Source organism: Alishewanella sp. HL-SH06 (assembly GCF_052656265.1).
On record NZ_CP199752.1, the window covers coordinates 63,507 to 83,127 of the forward strand.

At 45.5% G+C, this 19,621-nt stretch carries 19 protein-coding genes and 1 pseudogene; 8 read left to right on the forward strand and 12 right to left on the reverse strand.

The annotated features are described in order from the left end of the window. The 5 genes from ACUJFK_RS00315 to ACUJFK_RS00335 are packed head-to-tail and all read right to left on the reverse strand — an operon-like array spanning position 1 to position 3,758. Positions 1-636: an SCO family protein gene (locus ACUJFK_RS00315; protein ID WP_445425718.1), complete on the reverse strand. Its 636-nt coding sequence runs from the start codon at positions 634-636 to the stop codon at positions 1-3. Next, positions 626-1,537 (reverse strand): heme o synthase, encoded by a 912-nt coding sequence (gene cyoE, locus ACUJFK_RS00320; RefSeq protein ID WP_226751335.1) that lies wholly within the window; start codon positions 1,535-1,537, stop codon positions 626-628. Before cyoE ends, ACUJFK_RS00315 begins: the two co-directional genes overlap by 11 nt. Before the next feature lies 1 nt (position 1,538). Next, positions 1,539-2,531 (reverse strand): COX15/CtaA family protein, encoded by a 993-nt coding sequence (locus ACUJFK_RS00325; protein ID WP_226751336.1) that lies wholly within the window; start codon positions 2,529-2,531, stop codon positions 1,539-1,541. Then, the gene (locus ACUJFK_RS00330) at positions 2,528-3,040 is read right to left on the reverse strand and encodes a hypothetical protein (RefSeq protein WP_226751337.1); all 513 of its coding nucleotides are present in this window, start codon (positions 3,038-3,040) and stop codon (positions 2,528-2,530) included. Before ACUJFK_RS00330 ends, ACUJFK_RS00325 begins: the two co-directional genes overlap by 4 nt. Continuing rightward, positions 3,033-3,758: an SURF1 family protein gene (locus ACUJFK_RS00335; RefSeq protein WP_445425719.1), complete on the reverse strand. Its 726-nt coding sequence runs from the start codon at positions 3,756-3,758 to the stop codon at positions 3,033-3,035. Before ACUJFK_RS00335 ends, ACUJFK_RS00330 begins: the two co-directional genes overlap by 8 nt. Positions 3,759-3,779: 21 nt before the next feature. Here ACUJFK_RS00335 and ACUJFK_RS00340 point away from each other — a divergent pair, with 21 nt between their 5' ends. After that, positions 3,780-3,989, forward strand: coding sequence for a DUF2909 domain-containing protein (locus ACUJFK_RS00340; RefSeq protein WP_226751339.1), 210 nt, complete (start codon positions 3,780-3,782; stop codon positions 3,987-3,989). Positions 3,990-3,995: 6 nt separating this feature from the next. Here the strand turns inward: ACUJFK_RS00340 and ACUJFK_RS00345 are convergent. From ACUJFK_RS00345 to lexA, 5 genes and pseudogenes are all read right to left on the reverse strand, one after another. Continuing rightward, positions 3,996-4,875, reverse strand: a pseudogene (locus ACUJFK_RS00345) (cytochrome c oxidase subunit 3). A gap of 2 nt (positions 4,876-4,877) precedes the next feature. Beyond that, positions 4,878-5,432 (reverse strand): cytochrome c oxidase assembly protein, encoded by a 555-nt coding sequence (locus ACUJFK_RS00350; RefSeq protein WP_306178584.1) that lies wholly within the window; start codon positions 5,430-5,432, stop codon positions 4,878-4,880. A 10-nt stretch (positions 5,433-5,442) separates the two neighbouring features. Further along, the gene (gene ctaD, locus ACUJFK_RS00355) at positions 5,443-7,026 is read right to left on the reverse strand and encodes a cytochrome c oxidase subunit I (protein ID WP_226751342.1); all 1,584 of its coding nucleotides are present in this window, start codon (positions 7,024-7,026) and stop codon (positions 5,443-5,445) included. Between the two features lie 3 nt (positions 7,027-7,029). Beyond that, positions 7,030-8,100, reverse strand: a complete 1,071-nt coding sequence (gene coxB / locus ACUJFK_RS00360; RefSeq protein ID WP_445426747.1) for a cytochrome c oxidase subunit II — start codon at positions 8,098-8,100, stop codon at positions 7,030-7,032. Positions 8,101-8,486: 386 nt separating this feature from the next. Further along, on the reverse strand, positions 8,487-9,107 hold the full coding sequence (gene lexA, locus ACUJFK_RS00365) for a transcriptional repressor LexA (RefSeq protein WP_445425720.1): 621 nt from the start codon (positions 9,105-9,107) through the stop codon (positions 8,487-8,489). Positions 9,108-9,187: 80 nt separating this feature from the next. On the opposite strand from lexA, the gene plsB reads away from it, so the two are divergent. Further along, positions 9,188-11,689, forward strand: coding sequence for a glycerol-3-phosphate 1-O-acyltransferase PlsB (gene plsB, locus ACUJFK_RS00370; RefSeq protein ID WP_445425721.1), 2,502 nt, complete (start codon positions 9,188-9,190; stop codon positions 11,687-11,689). Here the strand turns inward: plsB and tesB are convergent. Continuing rightward, positions 11,686-12,555: an acyl-CoA thioesterase II gene (gene tesB, locus ACUJFK_RS00375; protein WP_229586042.1), complete on the reverse strand. Its 870-nt coding sequence runs from the start codon at positions 12,553-12,555 to the stop codon at positions 11,686-11,688. The two genes, plsB and tesB, sit on opposite strands and share 4 nt — an antisense overlap. Before the next feature lie 63 nt (positions 12,556-12,618). Here tesB and ACUJFK_RS00380 point away from each other — a divergent pair, with 63 nt between their 5' ends. Both ACUJFK_RS00380 and ACUJFK_RS00385 read left to right on the forward strand, forming a co-directional pair. Beyond that, positions 12,619-13,077: an EVE domain-containing protein gene (locus ACUJFK_RS00380; protein ID WP_226751346.1), complete on the forward strand. Its 459-nt coding sequence runs from the start codon at positions 12,619-12,621 to the stop codon at positions 13,075-13,077. Between the two features lie 42 nt (positions 13,078-13,119). After that, on the forward strand, positions 13,120-13,362 hold the full coding sequence (locus ACUJFK_RS00385; protein ID WP_226751347.1) for a hypothetical protein: 243 nt from the start codon (positions 13,120-13,122) through the stop codon (positions 13,360-13,362). A gap of 90 nt (positions 13,363-13,452) precedes the next feature. Here ACUJFK_RS00385 and ACUJFK_RS00390 read toward each other — a convergent pair whose 3' ends face one another. After that, entirely contained in the window at positions 13,453-15,192 is a 1,740-nt protein-coding gene (locus ACUJFK_RS00390) for a DUF885 domain-containing protein (RefSeq protein WP_445425722.1), read from the reverse strand. Between the two features lie 258 nt (positions 15,193-15,450). Between ACUJFK_RS00390 and ACUJFK_RS00395 the strand changes: the two genes are divergently transcribed. From ACUJFK_RS00395 to ubiB, 4 genes are all read left to right on the forward strand, one after another. Then, positions 15,451-16,473 carry a GGDEF domain-containing protein gene (locus ACUJFK_RS00395; RefSeq protein WP_226751348.1) on the forward strand — a complete coding sequence of 341 codons (1,023 nt, stop codon included), beginning with the start codon at positions 15,451-15,453 and terminating at the stop codon, positions 16,471-16,473. Positions 16,474-16,596: 123 nt separating this feature from the next. Further along, positions 16,597-17,352 (forward strand): bifunctional demethylmenaquinone methyltransferase/2-methoxy-6-polyprenyl-1,4-benzoquinol methylase UbiE, encoded by a 756-nt coding sequence (gene ubiE, locus ACUJFK_RS00400; RefSeq protein WP_226751349.1) that lies wholly within the window; start codon positions 16,597-16,599, stop codon positions 17,350-17,352. After that, positions 17,352-17,960, forward strand: coding sequence for a ubiquinone biosynthesis accessory factor UbiJ (locus ACUJFK_RS00405; protein ID WP_445425723.1), 609 nt, complete (start codon positions 17,352-17,354; stop codon positions 17,958-17,960). Before ubiE ends, ACUJFK_RS00405 begins: the two co-directional genes overlap by 1 nt. Further along, positions 17,961-19,589: a ubiquinone biosynthesis regulatory protein kinase UbiB gene (gene ubiB / locus ACUJFK_RS00410; RefSeq protein ID WP_445425724.1), complete on the forward strand. Its 1,629-nt coding sequence runs from the start codon at positions 17,961-17,963 to the stop codon at positions 19,587-19,589. Positions 19,590-19,621 lie beyond the last annotated feature (32 nt).

Sequence of the window (19,621 nt, forward strand, 5' to 3'; positions counted from 1 at the left end):
TTATTTAAGTAGCGCTAACACCAACGGGAAATCGGCAAGCAGCTGTTCGGGATCAATCACCGGCGGCTGCCCAACCACCATCTCGGGTTTAAACATAGCTACCACTTGTCCTTGTGGATTCAATAGCACTACCGAAGCACTATGATCAACCAGATAATTGCCTTCAGCATTACTGCTCATGGCGTACATCAAACCAATATTTCGAACAAACGGAAACAGCTGATCGTGTCCTGCCGTAACACCTAACAATGCCGGTTGCTGAAAATAATTGACGTACTCGTTAATTTGCTTAGGTGTATCACGCTGTGGATCCACCGAAATAAACCAGATTTTCAATGGCTCGTTGAGCATTTTCGCTAATTCGGGCTGCACACCCGCAAGCTTAGCTAAGGTCAGCGGGCAAATATCTGGGCAAAAGGTGTAGCCAACAAAAGCGAGCGTCCATTGCCCATACAGATCTTGTCGACCAACGGTCTGACCATGTTGATCGGTTAAGCTAAACTCGGCTAAATTTCGCGCCTGAGGATACACCAATGCCTGCTTCGGCGCTGCGGGTTGTTGTAACATCAAAAATGTTAGCACACCGGCGACCAATGCCCCTACGGTCAATAATAAATAACTAATACTACGAAACATAAAGCGTTAATACCTTAAAATAATGATCGACCACTAACACCAAAAATAGCAACATTAAATGCACAATGGAAAACTTAAAGGTGGCCATCGCTGTGCTGGCCTCTGCAAAGAATTTCAGTTTCCACGCGTACTGCAAAAACCGTAAATTCAGTAACGTACTGGCCACTAAGTAAATAGCGCCGGTCATGCCGACAATATAAGGTAAGAGACACACAATGCATAGTATTAGGGTATATAACAGAATGGCACTTTTTGTATATTCAATGCCATGCGTTACTGGCAACATGGGCATATTCACTTTGGCATAATCATCGCGACGGTGGATAGCCAGCGCCCAAAAATGCGGCGGTGTCCAAGCAAAGATGATCATCACTAAGAGCAGAGCATGACCATGAATATCACCGGTAACAGCAGCCCAACCTAATAAAGGGGGCATGGCGCCCGCTAAACCACCAATCACGATGTTTTGCGGGGTGGCCCGTTTTAAAAACATGGTATAGACCACTGCATACCCAAACAAACTGAGTAAGGTTAACCATGCTGTCAGCGGGTTTACTGCAAAGTACAGCAAAACAAAGCCCGCTAAGGCTAAGCTGCAAGCAAAAATCACCGCTTGTTTGCTGCTAACCCGACCACGAGCCACTGGCCGACTGTGGGTACGAGCCATTTGTGCATCAATGCGCTGATCAACTACATGGTTTAACGCTGCGGCGGCAGCCGACAATAAACCGATCCCCACCGTCGCTGAAAACAACAAACCAAAGGAAATCCATTGATCTGTCGCCAACACCATTCCCACCCAAGCGGTTAACACTAACAAAGCGACAACCTTAGGTTTAGTAAGCTCTAAATAGTCGCGCCACAGCCGGCTGTGCATCCCTGATAATAATAAGGTTGCCATATTATCTCTCCCTGCCTTGTTGCTGATTAATTTGATAGACCGATACCACAACGAACATCAGCAAACTGGCACCGACAAAGTTGTGTGCAACTGCATTTGCTAAAGGTAGGTGTAGCACAATATTGAGCACGCCCAAGGTAAATTGCAGTAACAAGGTCGCGCCAATGGCCAGTGCTAAGCGCTGCATTAGCAAAGATTGGGCATTCTTGAATAAACGCCACGCATAAAAGGCCACCACGCTAAAAGTAATAAGCGCACCAATGCGGTGTAATACATGGATGGTGGCACGAGCATCTTGCGACATCACGCCATATTCGTAATCACCATGACCAAGATGTAAATCGAAGGCCTCTGCAAAAGCTAAACGATTTGACCATCCCGTTTCACACAGGGGTAAATCTAAACAGGCCAAAGCCGCATAATTTGCTGCAGTCCAGCCGCCTAGAGCAATTTGCATCAACACCACAATAGCCGCCAAGATGGCGAGAGGTTTTAGACGAAGCAATTGAGGCTCTCGACTAAGCCAATGAGGATGCACCTTAAGCCAATATAAAGCCAATAAGCAAAAAATGCCAAAACCAAACAGTAAGTGTGCCATCACTACCAATGGAAATAGGCCCATCGTAACCGTTAGTGCACCGAGCAAGGCCTGAAAACACACTAAGATAATTAACGCCGTGGGAATAATAGTTAAACGCCGTTGTTGCCAAACACTACTGATAAAGAGTGCGGCAATCAGCAGACCTAAAGTACCGGCCAAATAGCGATGCACCATTTCATTCCACGCTTTATGCGTTTCTAAGGGGCGCTCGGGAAAACGCTCAGCAGCTATTAACACTTTTTCTGGATGGGCCGGCACCTTCAAAAAACCATAACAACCTGGCCAATCTGGACAGCCTAAACCGGCGTCCGTTAAACGGGTGTAAGCGCCCAAAATGATCACGAACATGGTCCAGCATAGGGTCAAAGTGACCAATTTTTTATGTAATGTCATACGCTGGTCCTGTCGTAATTCATCAACTTCATTAAATCGCTGCGGATCGATTTAGCCGTAACCGCCATTTGTTCTGCTTGCTCTGGCATCGGATAACGCAATAACACCAGGCCGCGTTGATCAACTAACACAATTTGGTTTTGTAATGCCGCCGTTGCCGCATTGGTTACATCTGACTGCGGAAAATTGGCATAGTCAGCCGGTAATTGCTGGCCAACATACACCGTTTGCACTTGGTTTTGCTTGCGACCTAATCCGGTATACAGTTGCTTTACGGTGTATAAAGCTTGCTGGCAGGACTTTTGATCACACGCTGCAGCAACCACTGCAATACGCCAATGATCTTGGCGTGCACTGGCATCATCGAGTAAATAGATCTCTTGTTCCAACCAAGCCCCCTGACTGCTCGAACCAGGTGAAAACCAACCGAGCTCTAACACCAGCTTAGCCAAGGCCAATGGCAGAGCACAGCAGAGGATAAACAACAGCAGAAATTTGTTTTTATTCATGTTTTTTCTCCAATTGCAAACTAGCTGCAAGCGCAACACCTAATACCGCGATGGCTAAACCTAACCACTGCACGGCATAACCGCGATGTTTTTCGGGCGGTAACACCACGGCTTTATAGTGCGGAATAAAACGAGAGGGCGCTTGCTGATAAATAACGGCCGCATAAAGCGGTACCGGCAGTTGTTGTTGTAAAGCAGTGATATCGACTTGTTGCATACGCATCGGGTAAGAATTGCCTTCAAGGTTTTGCCCAAGCAGCACGCCACCTAATTTTGTTCTCACTAGACCCGATACACTGACTTCAGCAGGGATGGTTATTTCAGGTAAACTTTGACGACTGCTTGGCGCGGCAACCCAACCTAAATTAACGAGTAACACGGGTGCCGTTGCTTGAAATTGCACCGGTATTAACACATCGTAACCGACGCGGCCTTCGACAATTTTATTATCTAATAACCACACGTAAGGGGCTAACCAACGGCCAGCATCTTCTACTAACACACCATCGGCCTCGGCACTGACCAAGTTAAACAGTTGCGACGCAGAGATAGCACCTTGCTGCTGCAATACGGCCAACTGTTGTAATTGCTCGGTTTTTTCTGCGGCACGTTGCCATTGCCAATACGACAGCTTGATTAATATTAAAAAAGCGGCCAGAGTAATAAAGCACCACAGCCGATTAACGTTAAATAAGTGACCGAACAACTTAAACTGCATCAGTCAAACTCCGGAGATGAAATGATAATAAAAATAGCCATCGTTCTATTGCTGATCTATATCGTGGTTAATCTGGTAAAAGCCGGTTTTAGCGTTATGCGTCAAACCGAATCCAGCCACAGCTTGTCTCACTATCTTGGTAAACGGGTGTTGTTTTCAGCGATCGCCCTCGCCTTAATTATTATCGCGATGGCGACCGGACTGATTGCACCTAATGCCCGCCCTTATTAAAGCCGTTTAAATGATGTAGACAAAGACAAATAAACATAACCAAACCACATCAACAAAATGCCAATACAGGGCACCGGCTTTAAAAGCGAAATGCTTTTCTGGCGTGAAGTGCCCTTTTAACACTCTAAAAAAAATAAACAGTAGAATGATTGCACCCAGCGTGACATGTAAGCCGTGAAAACCGGTTAACAAAAAGAAAGTGTTACCGTAAAAGCCAGAGTCTAAGCGTAAGCCAAGATCACGATAAGCATGAATATACTCATAGCCTTGTAAACACAAAAACACTGCGCCTAAGAGCAACGTCAGCAACAAAAACAACTTTAATTGGCCACGCTTTTCTTTTTTCTAACCCCACATGCGCAAAATGCAATGTGACAGACGAAATCACTAAGAGCGCCGTATTAATGGTCGGTAAACCCCATGCTGGCATCGCTTGTGTTTCAATACCACCGGGCGTTTTTAGTAGTGGCCATGACGGCTGAAAATCGGGCCATAAAATAGCAAAAGTCATCGCATTGTTACTGGCACCACCGAGCCATTCCATCGCAATCACCCGGCCATAAAACAAGGCACCAAAAAAGGCCATAAAGAACATCACTTCAGACACAATGAACCAAATCATACCTTGTCGGAAAGACCGATCCATTTGCGCACTGTATAAACCGGCCATAGATTCATCGATGACATTTCTAAACCAACCTACCAACATAAAAATGAGGATGGCAAAACCGGCAAGCAATAACCAACCGCCAAAACCACTTTGTTGCTTACTGACATCAATCACGTAATGCCCAGCACCAAAGGCAATACAAAACATCGCTACCGCACCGACTATTGGCCAAGGGCTTTGTGCCGGTACATAATATTTTTCATAGGTCTTATTCATTATTATTCCCCACTTTTTGCTGTAGCAGTGTCCGGCTGCCAACTGGCAGTCACGTCATACAGGGTGTAGTTCAATGTAATCGTGCTGAACTGCGCCGGTAGCGCCGGATCGACATAAAACTGCACAGGCATCAGCATATTATTGCCGCCCGCCAGTTGCTGTTGGGTGAAACAAAAACATTCAATCTTGTGTAAGTAGAGTGCAGCTTGGCCTGGCGAAACCGATGGCACCGCCTGGCCTACAATCATGCGGCTGGTGGGGTTTTCTGCGATATAGTTCATCACGTAAATTTCACCTGGATGCACCGTCAAACGGCGGATCTCGGGTTTAAAAATCCACGGCATGTCTTTGTTTGGTCGCGCCAAAAACTCAATGGTCACTTCGCGGCTAGTGTCGATATTATTCGCCAGCACAGTGGCTGGCGTTGCCGAGGGTTTGCCATTAATACCGGTAATATCACAAAACACGTCATATAAAGGTACTAAGGCAAAACCGAAGCCAAACATCAGTAACACAACCAGTAGTAATTTACTGACCAGCGTACGATGCAGCTGCATAAGCCCTCCGCTACTTAATTACGGGTGGTGTTTCAAAGGTGTGATAAGGCGCAGGTGACGGCACTTCCCACTCTAGACCTTCAGCACCTTCCCAAACCTGCGCAGTAGCGGGCACACCGCCGCGCGCACATTTAACCAACACCCACACAAAGATCAGTTGCGACAGGCCAAACAGGAAGCCACCGATACTGATAAAAGCATTAAAGTCAGCAAATTGCAGGGCATAGTCAGGGATACGGCGTGGCATACCCGCTAAACCAACGAAGTGCATTGGGAAAAACAACATGTTTACAGAAATCAAAGAACACCAAAAATGCAACTGGCCAAGACGCTCGTCATACATGTAGCCGGTCCATTTAGGCAACCAGTAATAAGCCGCCGCAATAATCGAAAACACTGCGCCTGTTACTAACACATAGTGAAAGTGTGCTACCACGAAATAGGTATCATGGTACTGGAAGTCAGCTGGCGTTATCGCCAACATCAAGCCCGAGAAGCCACCGATGGTAAACAGCACAATAAAGGCTAAGGCAAACATCATCGGCACTTCAAACGTCATGGCCCCTCGCCACATTGTGGCCACCCAGTTAAACACTTTTACCCCGGTAGGTACCGCAATTAACATAGTGCAATACATAAAGAACAAGGTCGCAAACACCGGCATCCCCGTGGTAAACATATGGTGGGCCCAAACCAAGAACGACAAGATAGCGATACTGGCGGTGGCATACACCATAGAGGCATAACCAAACAACGGTTTACGGGCGAAAGTTGGAATAATGGCGGAGATAATGCCAAAGGCTGGCAAAATCATGATGTACACTTCGGGGTGACCAAAGAACCAGAAAATATGCTGAAACAGCACGGGATCACCGCCACCGGCAGCATCAAAGAAACTGGTACCAAAAAATTTATCCGTCAACACCATGGTCACGGCACCTGCTAATACAGGCATAACCATAATCAGTAAAAACGCTGTGATAAACCACGTCCAGACAAACAATGGCATTTTCATCCATGTCATACCAGGAGCACGTAAATTCCAAATGGTGACGATCACGTTAATTGCCCCCATAATGGAAGAAATACCCATGATATGCACCGAAAACACAAACAGCGCCGTACTGTCACCGCTGTAGGTTGTCGATAACGGGGCATAGAACGTCCAGCCAAAACTGGGGCCACCGCCTGGCATAAATAAACTAAGTAAAAGGATCAAGAACGCAAAAGGTAAGATCCAAAAACTCCAGTTATTCATCCGTGGTAACGCCATATCTGGCGCACCAATCATCATTGGGATCATCCAATTAGCTAAACCGGTAAAGGCCGGCATTACCGCGCCAAATACCATAATTAAGCCATGCACTGTGGTCATTTGGTTAAAGAAGTGAGGTTCGACAAATTGCATACCCGGCTGGAATAACTCCAAACGAATAACCATTGCCATACTGCCGCCAAGGAAAAACATCACCAAAGCGAAAATAAGGTACATGCTGCCGATATCTTTGTGGTTCGTGGTAAACAACCAGCGTTTTATGCCGCTAGGTTTATGATCATGCGCATGATCATCATGTTCAGTAGTAATTGCTGACATCGGTTATTCTCCCTTGCCTTGCTGGACAGCGAACACATCGGCAGCCTGCACGGTATCACCGGTATTATTATCAAAAGCATTACGGGTATAGGTGATAACCGCTGCTAATTCTTTTAAGCTGAGTTGCTTACCAAATGCCTGCATCGCGGTACCCGGGCGACCATTAACCAACACATTAATATGGCCGTTGCGATCGTTAAGGATTAACTCGCTGCCTTTTAACGCAGGGAAAATACCAGGTAACCCCATACCAGTAGCCTGATGACAGGCGACGCACCAACCTTGATAGATTTTTTCACCGGTACTCATTAACTCTGCCATGCTCATATTCATGGCAAGTAATTCTTGTTCGGCGGCTTTTTCACCGGCGATCCGCGTTTCTTCTTGCTGGATCCACGCTAAATAATCTTCTTCGCTTTTGGCGATCACCACGATTGGCATAAAGCCATGGTCTTTACCGCATAACTCAGTACATTGCCCACGATAAGTGCCAGGCTCGTCTACCCGAGTCCATGCTTCGTTAATAAAGCCAGGGTTCGCATCTTTTTTAATGGCAAATGCAGGTACCCACCACGAGTGAATCACATCATCTGAGGTCATTAAGAAGCGAATTTTTTTCCCAACAGGAATCACTAAGGGCCGATCGACCTCTAATAGATAGTTTTCACCCTTGGCCAGTTTATTGGCCACTTGCTCTCTGGGTGTCGCTAATAATGAAAAGTACTCAACATCGTGTTCAAGGTATTTATAATGCCATTTCCACTGCGAACCGGTAATTTGCACGGTCACATCGGCAGCAGAGGTGTCATCCATCGCCAATAGGGTGGTCGTGGCGGGAAATGCCATCACAACAAGAATAACGACCGGAATGGTCGTCCACAGAATTTCAACCTTGGTACTTTCATGAAATGAAGCCGGCTGCACCCCTCTTGCTTTGCGGTGAAGGATCATGGATACAAACATAATCCCAAACACCACTGCACCGATAGCACAACAAATCCAGAAGATGGTCATATGCAGTTGATAAACCTGCTGACTGATCTCCGTAGCGCCTTTGGTCATATTCAAAGGCATAGATGTTGATGCATTTGCCGATGCGGCAAAAAATAGGGTCGGCAGCGACCAAACCAGACAACGCGTGTTTGTCACTGTACTTCTCCTCTGTCATTTGCATTGCAAACTGCAGAAACCAAGAACACAGAACTACACGGCTTTTATGTAAACCCATCCTGACCGAATCTATGTGATAAGTTTCGCAATTTCTTATTTTTATTATTTTTTGTGATTTCGAAGCAAGCGCTGAAACCAGCAACTGTTAACTTTAATTATTTTTTGAACAGTTACCGCTTAAGAATTGTCCAGTATGAGCGTTATGTAAACCCCTAAAATGCAAAAGCACCGATAAAACCAAGAGGTCATACCAGTGCAATTATAAATTAACTTGTTGAACAGCGACTATTTTATAGCCAACTGCCGTTACGGATCACACCTACAGCAAGGCCTTCAACGGCAAATTGCTGTTCACGTAAATCGATTTTAATCACCTCAAAATCTGGATTTTCAGGAAGCAATAAAACTTCATGTCCTTGCCGCTGGAAACGCTTTACCGTTACTTCATCATCGACACGGGCGACAATCACTTGGCCATGTTCTGCTTGAGTGGTTTTATGCACGGCTAACAGATCGCCATCGAGGATGCCGATATCTTGCATACTCATACCTTGTACCCGAAGTAAAAAGTCAGCATGGGGTTTAAATAAATGCGCATCAATTTGATAATGATTTTGTACATGCTCAGCGGCTAAGATAGGTTGGCCAGCGGCAACTTTACCCACCAAAGGCAAACCCAATTGCTCGGGAACGGAATCGTCTTCCAATAAACGAATGCCTCGCGAGGTACCGGGCATCATTTCCAGTACCCCCTTTTTAGCTAAGGCTTTGAGATGTTCTTCCGCTGCATTGGCAGATTTAAAACCTAAACGCAGCGCAATCTCGGCACGCGTGGGTGGCATTCCGGTTTCTTGTTGGTAATCTTTGATTAATTGCAGAATTTCGGCCTGACGAGGCGTTAATGGTCTCATAATGCTGGCTACCTATACAGTAAGTACTGTCAGTATATACAGCCTTTTTCGAAATGCCAAGCGTTGTTCTGCAGCTGAATTTGCCAGCTTACGCAGCTGTGGTATTCTTAGCACTGTTCAGTTTGCTCGGTATCATTATGTTCTCAAGCTTGTCGTTACTGACTTTATTATTAAAATGGCCTATTCGCCTACTCGTTAAATTCAAAATCGTTCCTGATAACCCCCTACAACAACTGGGAGTTAATAAAGAACGGCCATTATTTTATATATGCCACACCGAATCAGCCAGTGATGTCGCCACGCTGCGTCGCGTTTGCCAGCAACTAGCCTTGCCCGATCCGCTTAGCCATGTCGAACTGCGGGGGCAGAAATTATCACGCATCTTATTTCTCGAAAAACCTCACCAAATCATTGGTGGCCGCAGCGATACCCGTGCATTAAAGCAAGGACAAACATTACTCGCGGCTCATTTAGCCAACCCCAAATTACAGGCACAGCTGATGCCGATCTCGATCTTATGGGGCCGTGCACCAGGTAAGGAAGACAGTATTAAATGGTTACTGGGGGAAGCACATTCACCTAACTGGTTAGCTAAGTTACTGATTGTATTTATCTCAGGTCGACACACGCTGGTGCGCTTAAGTAAACCAGTAGATCTACAACAAATGGCTGGACAATTTGGCGCTGAAGCCAGCACTGCCAGAAAACTGCTGCGCATGTCACGGATCCACTTTTATCGACAGAGACTGGCAGCAACAGGGCCAAAACTGATGAACCGCAGTCAGTTATTTAATGCGCTATTAGCCACGCCTGCGGTTAAAAAAGCCATCGCCGATGAAGCGGCTAACCGCAATGGAGATTACGCCGCAGCGCGACAAGAAGCTCGCAAATTACTGCAAGAGATTGCAGCCGATTACCGCACGTCAACTTTACGTTTTGGTGATCGTATTCTGACATGGTTATGGCAAAAGCTTTATGCTGGCATTAAGGTCAATAATGTCGACACTTTGCGCGATCTGGCGCAAAAAGGACATGAAATTGTTTATGTACCTTGCCATCGAAGTCATATGGATTACTTGCTACTCAGTTATATTATTTATCATCAGGGGTTAGTGCCACCGCATATCGCCGCAGGCATTAACTTAAATTTCTGGCCTGCAGGCACGATTTTTCGTCGTGGCGGGGCATTTTTTATTCGACGCAGTTTTAGTGGCAATAAGTTGTATTCAACCGTTTTTCGCGAATATTTAAGCTTGCTGTTTATTAAAGGTTATGCGGTGAAGTACTACACCGAAGGTGGCCGGAGTCGCACGGGACGTTTATTAAACCCTAAAACCGGCATGCTGGCGATGACCGTACAATCAATGCTGCGTGGCATCGATCGCCCCGTTACTTTAGTGCCGGTTTATCTGGGTTATGAGCATGTCATGGAAGTAAACACTTACCTCAGTGAATTGCAGGGCTCTGGCAAGAAAAAGGAATCGATTGGTGGTGTACTTAAGGCGATCCGAAATTTACGCGATTATGGCTTTGGCTATGTTAATTTTGGTGAACCCATTTCACTCAATCAGTATTTAACGCAGCAAATACCGGATTGGAAAAGCGAGATTAATTCTCTTGAAGCGCCTAAACCGCAGTGGCTGAACCCGCTGGTGGCTAAATTGTCTGAGCAAATTATGCGACATATCAATCAGGCCGCGGCATTGAATAGCATTAATTTGCTGTCACTGGCGCTATTAGCCAGCGATAAACAAGCCATTAGTCGGCAAGAGCTGATCCAGCAACTTGACTGCTACCTGCAACTACAACAAGGTGCCCCTTATCATAGCTTGGTGACACTGCCGCATATGTCTGCCACAGACATGATTGATCATGCCCTGCAGATGAAAAAAATCCAAGTCAGTCGGGATAGTTTCGGTGATGTCATCAGCTTAACGCCAGCTAATACCGTATTGATGAGCTATTATCGCAATAATATTCTGCATTTATTTATTATCCCAGCCATCTTAGCCTCAGCCGTTTTACATCAACAACAAACGAGCCAAAGCCAGCTAATTCGTATTGCCGAACAATTGTATAGTTTGCTACGCCAGGAATTATTTTTGTATGTGCCCTCGGTAGGCAACTACGTAAAAACCATCTTGCAACAACTTACGCATCAGGGTTTAGTCCGGTTAGATGATGAGTATTATCGTGCGCCCTCTCAACACAGTCGCGAATATGTGATGCTGGAGCTGCTCGCACATAATGCCGAGCATACTTTACAGCGTTATGCTGTGGTCTTTAATTTATTGCGCGCGCATGGCCCATTAGATCGTGCAGATTTAGAGCAGCAAAGCCATCAGTTGGCGCAACGCTTGCTAACACTACACGGTATTAATGCGCCGGAATACTACGATAAAAATTTATTTGCCACGTTAAGTCAGGCACTAAAACAGGCAGGCTATACTCAGTTGGATCAAGACAACCGAGTATGTGCCACGGCAGAGCTTAGCACCCTATCTCAAACCGTGAATGTGCTGCTTCGCAGTGACGTACTGCAAAGTATTAATAGCATTATGCCGAAAGAATGTCGGGCTTAATCAGCACTGGCATACTCGCGAATAACGCCCTGTTGAATGGTGGTTGCTACAAGGCGGCCCTCACGCGTAAAGAAGTGGCCGTGCACCAAACCACGGCCGCCTGATGCCGCAGGGCTATCTACTGCATATAACAACCAGTCATCAAAGCGGAAATCATGGTGAAACCACATGGCATGATCAATCGTGGCCACTTGCATGTTTGGCGCTAAAAATGAGCGACCATGCGGTTGCAGTGCCGTGGGTAAAAAATTAAAGTCAGAGGCATAAGCTAAGAGATATTTATGCACGCGTAAATCATCCGGCATATTGCCATTAGCTTTAAACCAAACAAAACGCTTAGCGGCACTCACTTGTGGCGAAAAAGGGTTTTGAAAATCGACAGGTCGCATTTCAATCGGTTTTTCGCAGATAAATTTACTGCGTAACTTCTCTGGAATTTGTGCCGCATGTTGCTGATAAAAGTCTAAATCAGAAACTAATTCTTCCGGTGCCGGTACTTCGGGCATGGCAATTTGATGCTCAAAACCCACTTCACCGGTTTGAAACGACGCGGTCATATAAAAAATGGGTTTGCCAAATTGAATAGCGCTGATCCGTCTGGTGCTAAAACTCTTACCATCGCGGATGTTTTCTACTTCATAGACAATCGGTTTGCTGGCATCACCGGGTCTTAAAAAATAAGAGTGAAACGAATGGATTTTGCGCTCTTCAGGTAAGGTTTCTTTCGCCGCAGATAATGCCTGCCCCATCACTTGGCCACCAAACACCGCTTTGAAGCCTAAATCTTGACTTTGGCCACGATATAACCCTAACTCAATGCTTTCTAGCTTCAGTAAAGACAATAGATTTGCTAATACCTGACTCATATTCCGGCCTGTTCCATGATAAAAAGTCCTGTTATTCTGCCGTAATTCATGGAGACTGGCAAAATGAACTATTGGATATTTAAAACAGAACCGGCCGAATGTAGCATTGATGACTTTGCTAATGCGCCAGAACAAGCTATTGTTTGGGAGGGTGTGCGCAATTATCAGGCACGTAACTTTTTACGAGATGCCGTAAAAATTGGCGACCAAGTGCTGATCTATCATTCCAGTTGCCGCGTTATAGGTTTGGCAGGAATAGTAGAAGTTGTCCGGGCGGCTTACGCTGATCCCAGTCAGTTTCAAACTGACAGCCCATACTATGATAAAACAGCAACAACTGAGCAACCGCGATGGACCGCCGTGGATTTGCGATATTTGACACGATTCTCGCAAGTGGTCAGGTTGGACAAAATCAAAAGCTCAGTTATGATGAAAAATCACTCGTTAACCCAACGAGGAAATCGTTTATCTGTCATGCCGTTATCTAAAGAACAGTGGCAATCATTACTTGATTTACAGTAATGCAGTGCAGATTAATCGATCTTAACCATCTTGGAGCCCAGTATGTTTGCAACTCAGTCACAAGAAAGGCGCCGGATTAATAGGGACATTGATTATTTTTGGCAACAACTTAGCTTAGCTCAGAAATTTGCTGTTTCTGAACTGCAGCGGTATGGTTACCAATTACAGTTTGTTAGGAATATGGCATTTGGAAAAATTGCGGTGCTTGATTTTGATGGCAAGCTGGCAGCCATTGATCATCATGGTGAAATAGATACCGCACCCAATATTGTCTTACGTCATTAAATTTGTTTGCCTGCTGCTTATTACAGCTTCGCTTCAGGTTTAAAATAAGTATGCCGGCACTTGCCGGCATACTTATTTAGACTGATTTATCTACTCTGTAGCCAGTTTTTGAGCAATATAACGCCGAACTTGTTGCTCTAACACCGCTAATGGCACACTGCCATTACCTAATACCACCTGATGAAACTCTCGAATATCAAAACGCTCAGCAAGTTTCTGCTCGGCCTCTTGTCGCAAACGTTTAATGGTTAGCTCACCCAACTTATACGACAGAGCCTGCCCTGGCCAACTGATGTAACGGTCAATCTCGGTTTGCACATTATGTAACGACAGTGCGGTATTTTGTGCTAAGAAATCGATAGCCTGTTGCCGACTCCAACCTAAACTGTGCATACCGGTATCCACAACTAATCTGGCGGCGCGCCACATTTCATAAGTTAAGCGGCCAAAGTTACTGTAGGGATCCTGATAAAAACCCATCTCAATACCTAAGTACTCCGCGTATAAGCCCCAACCTTCACCAAAAGCTGAGGTGTAAAAAGTACGACGATAATCAGCCAGTGTTGTTTGCTCTCTGGCCAAGGAAATTTGTAAATGATGGCCCGGCACCGCTTCATGCAGCGTTAACGCTTCCATTTCATATAATGGCCGCCGATTTAACGCATAGGTATTAACCCAGTAAAAACCCGCTTGATCATCACGGGTTGCTCCCGAATAACGACCGGTTGTGTATTTAGGAGCAATTTCAGCAGGGACTTCTACCACACCATAAGGTGTCCGCGGCAATAGCTTGAAAAAACGCGGTAATTGCGCATCGGCGCGTTTTGACAAATACGCGGCGTAACGCAGCAGTTCGTCTGCTGATTGCGGATAAAATTGTGGATCGGTGCGTAAAAACTGAACAAAGTCAGCAAAACTGCCGTCAAATCCCAAGCTATTAATCACTTGCTGCATTTCAGCTCGAATACGTTTTACTTCAGCCACACCGGTAGCATGCACCTGTTCAGGTGTTAATTTTAACGTTGTGTAATGCTCTAAACGATTTTGATAAAACGCCTTACCATCGGGCAAGTTGCTTGCGGCAATATCATCCCGCGCCCCAGGCAGATACTCATCAATCATAAACTGATAAAACGCTTGAAAAGCCGTATTCACTTCTGATCTGATCACATTTTTGGCTTGTTGTTGATACTGCTGCCATTGCATATCGGTTACAGCCGCCGGCTTTTGCAATAAAGGCTGAAAAAATACGCTTTGTTCTATATTTGTCACAATATAAGAGCTAATACTTTGCTCGTATCCCGCCAGCACGGCCTTAGGTTGAGTAATACCCTGGCTTAAACCTTGACGCATCCAGCTAATTTGCTGCGACATATACTGGGGTACCGCTGCTAACTTCTGTAAGTACTGCTCGATATCGTTAATGTCTTTGATGGCAGTACGCTGCAAGCTAAACGCTAAAGCAGTATGAAAACCGGATTCAGATGTCAGCGGCATCAGATGGGCATTAAAACGATACTGGTCAATTTCATCAGCTAAACGATAGGCCAAAATGGCATGGTCAATTTGCTCTTGTTCAGTTAACTGCGAGCTGTCAATCGCCAATAAACGTTGCTGTAATGCTAAACGCTGATTTTGCCGCAAGCTCATGGCTTCAGCAGACATATCCATTAACTGCCCTGGTGCGGCAGTTTGAAGAGCTCTTTCCGCCAACCAAATGGTATTTGCCACCTCTTCAAAACTTAAGGCTGCTGGTGCGGGCGCTTTTGAAGCACAACCACTCAGCAAGGCTAATGCGGTTAATACGCCTGCCACTCTTTTTATTGTCATTAGCATAAACACACCCTGTTTTAATCGCTCATTCTTGATTGTAGCGGCTTTATTCTCAGATAGCAGCCCTACGAAACGCAGTATTACTGATGTCTATCGTGAGAATTAAGTAATGGAATTTTAAATTCCGTATCAACTTTGGGATTTATTCACTGAATATAACAAATTATCCATAAAACCTGTTGCCACTGACGTTATATCACGTACTATGGTTTTGTAAATTAACAGCTTACCGTTAACGGAGCTCTAAGTCGTGCTATGAAGTATAAAGATACGATGCAGCAAGCCACGGATAAAGCCGCTCAAGTCGTTGCTTTTCTGAAACATAACCAGCTGGCGGCTCATCCGACAAACTACACGGTTGGGTATGAGTATATCAGTGGTAACAACAACGCGTTGTGCCAAGCAATTGAAGAAAAACTGGCTGCAAAAGCCCGCTTTGATGATTTTATTATGGCGGAGTTATACAACCGTCATTTGCTTCCCGAACAACAACAACAAGAGCAGTTACTGCAAGATGTTTCTGGTATGGTCACGCGCCTGTCTGGTTATACCGACTTAGCGGCTGAAGCCACTGAAGATTTTATTGATCAGCTTGATCATACCGTGTTTAAACTTGAACAAGATGCCATGCCAATGCCACCGGCATTAGCAGAGTTAAAACAAGTTACCCTGACTTACCGCAAACAACAGCAACAGCTAAATCAACAGCTGGTAAGTGCCAATCAACAAAGCCACCAACTACGCAATGAACTTGAGCAAATCAAGCAACAGCGTTTACAAGACCCCTTAACCGGCTTGTATAACCGCGTAGCGATGCAAAGCCAAGTTGATTTATGGCTTAGTGAACAGCCTGATCGACAAATTGCGGCTATCGCGGTCGACTTAGACCATTTCAGCCGCTTTAATCGGGATTATGGTCATCTTATTGGCGACATAATATTGTCTAAAGTGGCAACTAAAGTGCGCAGTTATGTGCAAGAAAGCGGCCTACCTGTTCGTTCTGGTGGCGAACAATTCTTGTTATTACTACCCGATGTTGATTTACGCACTGCTAATGAAATTGCCGAACAAGTGCGTAAAGGCGTAGAAAAACTCCGTTTTATTTCTGCAAAAGACAAAAAGAGTTTGCCTAAAATCACCATTTCTCTTGGTGTCGCCCTGTATCAATCATCAGAAAACTGGTATCAGTTCTTAGCACGTACTGACAGCATCATGCTGCTCGCTAAACAGCGTGGGCGTAATCAAGTTGCCAGTGAAAGCATGCTAGCATTTGCCTAAGTTGCCGTTTACGGCAGTCGTTGACTTGACTACCGAATTTTCCCCTGTTCTGCAGTTACGCCTGTTGGCTCGGCTGCAGTAATCTTTTACACTAACAGTCTAGTATTTAAATCAGGCACTGTTATGAGCGATTCCAACAACAACACGACACATTTTGGCTTTAAATCGGTACCGGCAGAACAAAAGGTTGCCATGGTTGCGGATGTGTTTCATTCGGTAGCTGCCAAGTACGATATTATGAATGATGTCATGTCACTGGGCATTCATCGGTTGTGGAAACGCTTTACCATTGATTGTAGTGGTGTGCGTCCTGGCCAGCAGGTCCTTGATCTAGCCGGAGGAACAGGTGACATTACCGCACTTTTCTCAAAACGCGTCGGCACCACTGGCAAGGTAGTATTAGCCGATATCAATGAATCGATGCTCAATGTTGGCCGTGATAAATTACGTGATTTGGGCTTGGTCAATAATATTGAATATGTGCAAGCGAATGCAGAAGCCCTGCCCTTTGCCGATAACAGCTTCGATATCGTTTCTATCGGCTTTGGTTTACGCAATGTCACCGACAAAGACGCCGCCTTACGTTCCATCTTTCGCGTATTAAAGCCGGGGGGGCGCTTATTGGTACTGGAGTTCTCTAAGCCTAGCCATGAATGGTTAAGTAAGGCCTACGACTTATATTCGTTCCGCTTATTGCCCTTTATGGGGCAATTAATTGCGAATGATAAAGAAAGCTATCAGTATCTGGCAGAATCTATCCGTATGCACCCTGACCAAGACACCTTAAAAGCCATGATGAGCGCTGCGGGCTTTGCCGAAGTCACCTACGAAAACTTAACCGGCGGTATTGTAGCGTTACACCGCGGGTATAAATTCTAATGTTACCCTTACTACCGCAATTACTTTGTGCCATTGCTGAAAAACTCAGCCGTAAGTTAATTGCGATGGATCCTGCTTGTAAGCCTGCTTTACAGCGTCTGCAAGGCAAGCAGCTGTCTTTTTGTTTACGCGACTTAAACTTAACCTTAGTGGTCAGCGCCAGTCATGACTCGTTACTGATTAATATGCATAACGAGGCTACTGATTGTAAAATCTCCACAAATTTAGCGACCTTACGCCAGCTGCGTGATCCCAGCCAGCTCACTAAATTGATTAAAAGTGATGCTCTAGACATTGATGGTGATTTACAAGTTGCCCAGCAATTTTCTTATTTTTTACAGCAATTAAATCCCGATTGGCAGCACACTTTATCGGGCTATATCGGTGATGCCGCAGCACATAAAATCAGTATTACCTTGAGCCAGTTACAAGCCTATTTGCAAGAAAAAGTAAAATTACTCAGTCAATTACAACTGGAGTTGGTTCAAGATGAACTGCGGCTCAGCCCAACCCGTTTAGAAGCAGATCAATTTACCCAAGAACTTAGCGAGCTACAGGCACGATTAGAAATGTTACGTCGCCAGTTAAAACAATACCAGGAGCTTTAGGTGCGGATAAGTCGTTTTTACCAGATCCAAAAAACTATGCTGCAATACGGTCTGGACGAACTACTGCCAAAACACTGGCAACCTTGGTACGCGCGTTTATTCCGTCGTTGTGCCTTTTGGTTACGTAATCGTTATCCAGAACACGCCGTGGGCGCCAGATTGCGTTTAGCCTTGCAAAGTTTAGGGCCGGTGTGGATTAAATTTGGCCAAATGCTCTCAACTCGCCGTGACCTGCTTCCCGCCGCCTTGGTGGATGAATTAAGTATTTTGCAGGATAAAGTGGCGCCCTTTCCTGGAGAGGAAGCACAGCAACTGATCGAGCAAGCACTAGGGTTAAACCACATCAGTGATTTATTTGCCGATTTTGATGTGACACCTTTAGCCTCAGCCTCGATTGCCCAAGTGCATACCGCGCAATTGCGCCAAGACGATGGCCGTATCGCAGACGTTGTAATCAAAGTGATCCGCCCCGGTATTCGTAAACAAATTTTGGCTGATTTAGCGCTAATGGATAGCTTAGCGCAAATTGCAGCACGGTTTTTACCTGACGGCAAACGTTTGCGACCACGCGAAGTCGTCGCGGAATACCGCAAAACCATTTTAGATGAATTAGATTTACAACGTGAAGCCGCCAATGCCATTCAATTAAAACGTAATTTCGAAGGCTCAGATTCGCTGTATATTCCTTTGGTTTACGCTGATCACTGTCGCAACAATGTCATGGTGATGGAACGTATTTATGGTATTCCAGTATCGGATATTCCGGCGCTGCAAGCACAAGGCACCGACATGGAATTGCTGGCCAAACGCGGTGTAGAAGTGTTTTTTACGCAGGTGTTTCGCGACAGTTTTTTTCACGCCGATATGCATCCGGGTAATATCTTTGTCTCGCGTGAACACCCCGAGAACCCACTGTACATCGGCATCGACTGTGGCATCGTGGGCACCTTAAATGCTGAAGATAAACGCTATTTAGCTGAAAACTTTGTCGCCTTTTTTAACCGTGATTATCGCAAAGTGGCACAGCTTCATCTGGATTCGGGCTGGGTACCGGCTCATACCAAAGTAGAAGAGTTTGAAAGCGCAATCCGTACCGTGTGTGAACCTATCTTTCAAAAACCGTTGGCCGAAATTTCCTTTGGCCAAGTCCTGCTCAATTTATTTAATACCGCGCGACGCTTTGAAATGCAGGTACAGCCGCAACTGGTACTTTTACAAAAAACCTTGCTTTATATCGAAGGGCTGGGTCGCCAGCTCTATCCGCAGCTGGATCTGTGGAAAACAGCGAAACCCTTTTTAGAAAATTGGGTAAAACAACAAGTCGGTTTACCCGCTATTTGGCGCCAGGTAAAAGAGAACCTGCCGTTTTGGGCTGAAAAGATGCCGCAAATGCCGGAATTATTTCATCGCTATTTGCAGCAAGGCCCACAACAACAGCAAGCCTTGTTATTGCAACTACAACAACTGCAACTGCAGCAACAACAAAGCAAACGGCAAATAATTAACGCTATTCTTGCTGCAGCCAGCGTGATTAGTGCTAGTATAACGCTCAATCAAGGGAACACTTGGCTTTCTACCACACTGGGGCTGTTCGCCGCCTTCTTTGTAATTAAAGCCCTCTTGGCTTAGCCAGCGCATAACATAGTTTTAGCATCGATGAG

Coding starts and splice junctions, on each gene's coding strand:
- ACUJFK_RS00315 (WP_445425718.1), bottom strand. CDS start 636: ATGTTTCGTAGTATTAGTTATTTATTATTGACCGTAGGGGCATTGGTC.
- cyoE (WP_226751335.1), bottom strand. CDS start 1,537: ATGGCAACCTTATTATTATCAGGGATGCACAGCCGGCTGTGGCGCGAC.
- ACUJFK_RS00325 (WP_226751336.1), bottom strand. CDS start 2,531: ATGACATTACATAAAAAATTGGTCACTTTGACCCTATGCTGGACCATG.
- ACUJFK_RS00330 (WP_226751337.1), bottom strand. CDS start 3,040: ATGAATAAAAACAAATTTCTGCTGTTGTTTATCCTCTGCTGTGCTCTG.
- ACUJFK_RS00335 (WP_445425719.1), bottom strand. CDS start 3,758: ATGCAGTTTAAGTTGTTCGGTCACTTATTTAACGTTAATCGGCTGTGG.
- ACUJFK_RS00340 (WP_226751339.1), top strand. CDS start 3,780: ATGATAATAAAAATAGCCATCGTTCTATTGCTGATCTATATCGTGGTT.
- ACUJFK_RS00350 (WP_306178584.1), bottom strand. CDS start 5,432: ATGCAGCTGCATCGTACGCTGGTCAGTAAATTACTACTGGTTGTGTTA.
- ctaD (WP_226751342.1), bottom strand. CDS start 7,026: ATGTCAGCAATTACTACTGAACATGATGATCATGCGCATGATCATAAA.
- coxB (WP_445426747.1), bottom strand. CDS start 8,100: ATGCCTTTGAATATGACCAAAGGCGCTACGGAGATCAGTCAGCAGGTT.
- lexA (WP_445425720.1), bottom strand. CDS start 9,107: ATGAGACCATTAACGCCTCGTCAGGCCGAAATTCTGCAATTAATCAAA.
- tesB (WP_229586042.1), bottom strand. CDS start 12,555: ATGAGTCAGGTATTAGCAAATCTATTGTCTTTACTGAAGCTAGAAAGC.
- ACUJFK_RS00380 (WP_226751346.1), top strand. CDS start 12,619: ATGAACTATTGGATATTTAAAACAGAACCGGCCGAATGTAGCATTGAT.
- ACUJFK_RS00385 (WP_226751347.1), top strand. CDS start 13,120: ATGTTTGCAACTCAGTCACAAGAAAGGCGCCGGATTAATAGGGACATT.
- ACUJFK_RS00390 (WP_445425722.1), bottom strand. CDS start 15,192: ATGACAATAAAAAGAGTGGCAGGCGTATTAACCGCATTAGCCTTGCTG.
- ACUJFK_RS00395 (WP_226751348.1), top strand. CDS start 15,451: ATGAAGTATAAAGATACGATGCAGCAAGCCACGGATAAAGCCGCTCAA.
- ubiE (WP_226751349.1), top strand. CDS start 16,597: ATGAGCGATTCCAACAACAACACGACACATTTTGGCTTTAAATCGGTA.
- ACUJFK_RS00405 (WP_445425723.1), top strand. CDS start 17,352: ATGTTACCCTTACTACCGCAATTACTTTGTGCCATTGCTGAAAAACTC.